Annotated in this window: 6 protein-coding genes; 5 read left to right on the plus strand and 1 reads right to left on the minus strand. The window is 28.6% G+C overall.

What is annotated here, in order from left to right; genetic code table 11:
* The 5 genes from Q0352_RS09285 to Q0352_RS09305 all read left to right on the plus strand — a co-directional run.
* Positions 1-1,021 (plus strand): GNAT family N-acetyltransferase (locus tag Q0352_RS09285; protein WP_299526962.1); only part of this gene is annotated, 1,021 nt, incomplete at its 5' end.
* Entirely contained in the window at positions 1,022-1,729 is a 708-nt protein-coding gene (locus Q0352_RS09290; RefSeq protein ID WP_299526964.1) for a 16S rRNA (uracil(1498)-N(3))-methyltransferase, read from the plus strand. It abuts the gene before it with no gap.
* A 4-nt stretch (positions 1,730-1,733) separates the two neighbouring features.
* Positions 1,734-2,405 carry a DUF4159 domain-containing protein gene (locus tag Q0352_RS09295; RefSeq protein WP_299526966.1) on the plus strand — a complete coding sequence of 224 codons (672 nt, stop codon included), beginning with the start codon at positions 1,734-1,736 and terminating at the stop codon, positions 2,403-2,405.
* A gap of 1 nt (position 2,406) precedes the next feature.
* On the plus strand, positions 2,407-3,312 hold the full coding sequence (locus tag Q0352_RS09300; RefSeq protein WP_299526968.1) for a bile acid:sodium symporter family protein: 906 nt from the start codon (positions 2,407-2,409) through the stop codon (positions 3,310-3,312).
* Positions 3,309-4,361, plus strand: a complete 1,053-nt coding sequence (locus Q0352_RS09305) for a lysophospholipid acyltransferase family protein (RefSeq protein WP_299526970.1) — start codon at positions 3,309-3,311, stop codon at positions 4,359-4,361. Before Q0352_RS09300 ends, Q0352_RS09305 begins: the two co-directional genes overlap by 4 nt.
* Here Q0352_RS09305 and Q0352_RS09310 read toward each other — a convergent pair.
* A partial coding sequence (locus tag Q0352_RS09310) for a serine hydrolase (RefSeq protein WP_299526972.1) occupies positions 4,351-4,962 on the minus strand: 612 nt, incomplete at its 5' end. The genes Q0352_RS09305 and Q0352_RS09310 overlap by 11 nt on opposite strands.

Here is a 4,962-nt window from a genome sequence, read left to right on the forward strand (position 1 = left end):
ATTAATAAATGATGAATTAGATTCATTTGATAAAACCAAAAACCCAGTTTTTGAACATGCAGAAGCTCGTTTTTTTGTAGCTCTTAAAAACAGTGAAATTGTTGGTAGAATTGCCGCAATTATTAACTACACTGAAATTAACGAGCAAAAGTTAAAAAAAATGCGTTTTGGTTGGTTTGATTTTATTGATGAATTTGAAGTTTCAAAATTACTATTGAACAAAGTTGAAGAAATCGGAAAACAACATCAATTAGATTTTATGGAAGGCCCTGTTGGCTTTTCAAACCTTGATAAAGTTGGTGTTTTAACAGAAGGTTTTAACCATATTGGAACTATGATAACTTGGTATAACCATGAATATTATAAAAATCATTTTGAAAAATTAGGGTTTACTATTGAAAAAGAATATTTAGAAAATAAATTTGAATTTAAAAATGTTAATCGTGCTCCACTTGAAAGAGTAAGTGAAATTATTAAAAAACGTTACCAACTTAAATCGCTTAATTTCACAAAAACAAAAGACATTATGCCTTATGTTGATGAAATGTTTGATTTATTTAATGATAGTTATGCTTCTTTACCTTCATTTGTACCAATTTCTGATATTGAAAAAGCCTATTTTAAAAAGAAATACATCTCATTTATCAATCCGGAATATATAAAATTTGTAGTTGATAATGATAACAAAATTATAGCCTTTGCCATTATTATGCCTTCATTTTCTAGTGCGCTACAAAAAGCAAAAGGAAAATTATTACCTTTTGGATTGTTTCATTTATTAAAGGCTAAAAAAAATAGTAAAGAAGTTATTCTCTATTTAATAGGGGTTCATCCAGATCATCAAAGTAAAGGTATTCATGCGTTGTTATTTCTAGAACTTCAAATTTCATGTGCACTTAATGGAATTGAAAATTGCATTAGAACTCCTGAATTAGCTAGTAATAGAGCTATAGCTGCAATATGGAAAAATTTTGACCCTGTAACTTTTAAAAAACGCTGTACTTATAAAAAAGTAATTTAAATGCAATTATTCTACAATCCTGAAATAACAAACAACACGCAACAAGTTACTTTTGATAAAACCGAAAGTAGGCATATTGTTCGTGTTCTTAGAAAAAAAGAGGGTGATAAAATTTTTATTACCAACGGCTTTGGGCAATTATTTACTTCGGAAGTGATCATTCCAAATGATAAAAAATGTTTGGTAAAAATCAACCATATTGAAGATTACAAAAAACCTTGGAATTACAATTTACACATTGCAATTGCGCCAACAAAATTAAATGACAGACTTGAATGGTTTTTAGAAAAAGCTACTGAAATTGGCATTGATGAAATAACACCAATTATTTGCGAACACTCTGAACGTAAAATAGTTAAAACAGAAAGAATGGAGAAGATAATCCATTCCGCAGCAAAACAATCTTTAAAATATCATTTCCCAAAACTGAACGAACCTATCACCTTTAACCAATTTATAAATTCCGAATTTAACGGACAATTATTTATTGCACATTGTGAAGAAACTGATAAAAAATCATTAAAATCGGAATTGAAACCACAGCTTAAAACTACCATTCTTATCGGTCCAGAAGGTGATTTTTCATCCAAAGAAATTCAACAAAGTTTGGAACATAACTTTATTCCAGTATCTTTGGGAGAAAGCCGTTTACGAACTGAAACTGCTGGTGTAGTTGCAGTTCATAGCGTAGCTTTTTTAAATGAATAAATTAATGATAACATCTCAATCAATTATTCTTAAGAAAATACTTTGGACTTTAGGCTTTTTCCTTTTTCCATTTACTTTTGCAATAGCACAACAAATTGCTATTTTAAAATACAACGGTGGTGGAGATTGGTACGCAAATCCAACTGCATTACCCAATTTAATAGTTTTTTGTAATAACAATATAAATACTTCAATAAAAACAAATCCTGAAACTGTTGAAGTTGGCAGTATTGATATTTATAATTACCCAATTGTTTTTATGTCTGGCCACGGAAATGTTTTGTTTTCTGATAATGATGCTGAAAATTTAAAAAATTATCTTATTTCTGGAGGGTTTTTACATATTTCAGACAATTACGGATTGGATACTTATATAAGAAGAGAGTTAAAAAAAATATTTCCAAATTTAAAATTTGAAGAAATCCCATACAATCATCCTCTTTTTCATCAAACATTTAACTTTGAAAATGGTGTGCCCAAAATTCATGAGCATGACAATAAACCTCCACAAGGTTTTGGATTATTTCACAATGGAAGATTAATTTGTTTTTATGATTATGAATCGGATTTAAGTGATGGTTGGGAAGATGAAGAAGTACACCAAGATAACTTTGAAACACGTGAAAAAGCGTTAAAAATGGGTGCTAATATTGTAGAATACGCTTTTAAAAACTAATATGCAGGAAAACTTAGATTCACTAAAAATAAATTTTAATACAGAAGGCCTTTGGGTGTTAAACATCACATTAGCACTTATCATGTTTGGAGTTGCTCTTGGTATTTCAATAAATGATTTTAAACTTCTTTTTAAATCCCCAAAAATATTATTTACAGGAATTATTTCTCAGTTCATATTACTTCCGTTGGTAACATTTTTTTTTATAAAATTAGTGAATCCAATGCCTAGCATAGCATTAGGAATGATGATGGTCGCCGCTTGTCCTGGAGGAAATATTTCTAATTTCATGACACAAATGGCAAAAGGAAATGCTGCATTATCTGTTAGTTTAACAGCATTTGCTACTTTAGTTTCTTTAGTAATGACACCTTTTAACCTCCATTTTTATGGAAATTTATACGCCCCAACAGCACAAATCCTTCAAAATATAGAGTTAAACGCCTGGGAATTAGTTAAATTAGTTACACTAATATTGGGAATACCACTTATACTTGGTATGTGGGTACGAAAATATAAATATAAATTAGCTGATAAATTAGCTAAAATCTTAAAACCTGTTTCTTTAGTTATATTCATGCTTTTTATAGTTATTGCATTTTATGATAATTTCAATATTTTTATTAATTATGTACATTACGTACTTATTTTAGTAATTGCTCATAATATTTTAGCTTTACTTACCGGATTTTATTTTGCAAAAGCAATGAAACTTTCTTACAAGAATCAAAAAACATTAGCAATAGAAACCGGAATTCAAAATTCTGGTTTAGGGCTATTATTAATTTTTAGTTTTTTTGACGGACTTGGAGGTATGATGTTACTCGTTGCTTTTTGGGCAATTTGGGATATTTTTTCTGGATTAGCTTTGGCTAGCTATTGGTCTAAACAAAAAGTAAAAAAATGAAGAATCTTTGGTATAACATTATGAGAGCTTATTTAAAAGTAGGACTCTACTTTCTTCATAAAAAAATTTCAGTTTTTGGTCAAGAAAACATACCTAAAAATGGTGCCGTACTCTTCATTGGAAATCATCAAAATGCGTTGATTGATGCCATTTTAATTCCAATAACGACAAGCAGAAACATTCATTTTTTAACAAGAGCAAGCGCCTTTAAAAAGGGTTTTATTGAAAAGTTTTTAAAATCGCTAAATATGATACCTGTCTATAGAATAAGAGATGGTATTCGCACTATCGAAAAAAACATTTATAGTTTTGAACAATGTTTCGAAATTTTAAATGAAGAAGGCGCTGTTGAAATATTTGCTGAAGGAAATCATGATTTAAAACGCCAAATTCGTCCGTTAAAAAAAGGATTTGCTCGTATTATTTTAGGTACACTTCAAAAATACCCCGATTTAGAAATTCAAATTGTACCTGTTGGTTTCAATTATGATTCTCATTTAAATTTCCCTAGTAGTGTTTCCATTCACTATGGAAAACCGATTTTAGCAAATGATTTTATTGATACTAAAAATCCAGATGTTAGGTTTTCTAAAATTATTAATAAAGTTTCTTTGGCTTTAAAAGAACTAACACTAAATATTGAAGATTCAAATAATTACGATAAAATTATCGCTAAATTAAATGCCCTTAAAGTTAATTATACTAATCTTGATGAGGTTAACAAAATGGTTGAAAATATTGAATTAGATACTTTTGAAATAATTTCAAAAAAAAGGAATTTTAATTGGTTTACTCCTATTCATTTAATTGCAAAACTGAACAGTATATTTCCTTTATTAATTTGGAAATATTTAAAACCATCTATTAGTGATATCGTTTTTACAAATACTTTTAGGTTTGCATTAATAACAACTTTATTCCCTTTATTTTATTTAATTCAAACTGCAATAGTTTATTACTTTTTCAATTTAAAATATGCTTTAATTTACTTGGTAAGTTGCATTTTATTAGGGGTTATTTCTACAAAAACAATAACAATTAATCTATAATTGCATCTTGTATAAACTGCTGAATTTGAGTTCTAATATTGTATCTTATCAATCCTTTATTGTCCATTTTAGGAAAAACTCTATTAGATAAAAACACATATACTATCTCCGATTCTGGATCTGCCCAAGTGTAAGTTCCCGTAAAACCACTGTGACCAAAACTTAGTTCAGAAACACAACCACAAGTAGCTTTTTCTATTTCTTTTAGTTGAGGCTTATCAAAACCAATACCTTTTCTTACTTTTTTATCACCATAATATCGATGATTAAATTTATCCATCGTTTTGGGTAAAAAATACCTCTTTCCTCCATAAAACCCTTTTTGCAAATACAACTGCATTATTTTAGCTACATCATTAGAGTTTGAAAATAAACCTGCGTGACCTCCAATACCTCCTTGCATTGCAGCTCCCATATCGTGTACATATCCATGTACTAATTGATTACGATAATAGTCATCTTTTTCAGTTGGTACAATATTAATTTTTGAAAACTTTTCTAAAGGCAAGTAAGTTGTTCTGTTTGCCCCAAGTGATTGGTAAAAATGCTGTTGTGTTAATTCATTTAAATCTTTTTTATAATAATTTTCAATATATTTTTT

Source organism: uncultured Lutibacter sp., from assembly GCF_937891065.1.
Classification (GTDB): domain Bacteria; phylum Bacteroidota; class Bacteroidia; order Flavobacteriales; family Flavobacteriaceae; genus Lutibacter.

Bases quoted from the DNA above. Each gene is read 5' to 3' on its own strand.
- Q0352_RS09305 (WP_299526970.1), top strand. From the start codon at position 3,309: ATGAAGAATCTTTGGTATAACATTATGAGAGCTTATTTAAAAGTAGGA.
- Q0352_RS09295 (WP_299526966.1), top strand. From the start codon at position 1,734: ATGATAACATCTCAATCAATTATTCTTAAGAAAATACTTTGGACTTTA.
- Q0352_RS09290 (WP_299526964.1), top strand. From the start codon at position 1,022: ATGCAATTATTCTACAATCCTGAAATAACAAACAACACGCAACAAGTT.
- Q0352_RS09300 (WP_299526968.1), top strand. From the start codon at position 2,407: ATGCAGGAAAACTTAGATTCACTAAAAATAAATTTTAATACAGAAGGC.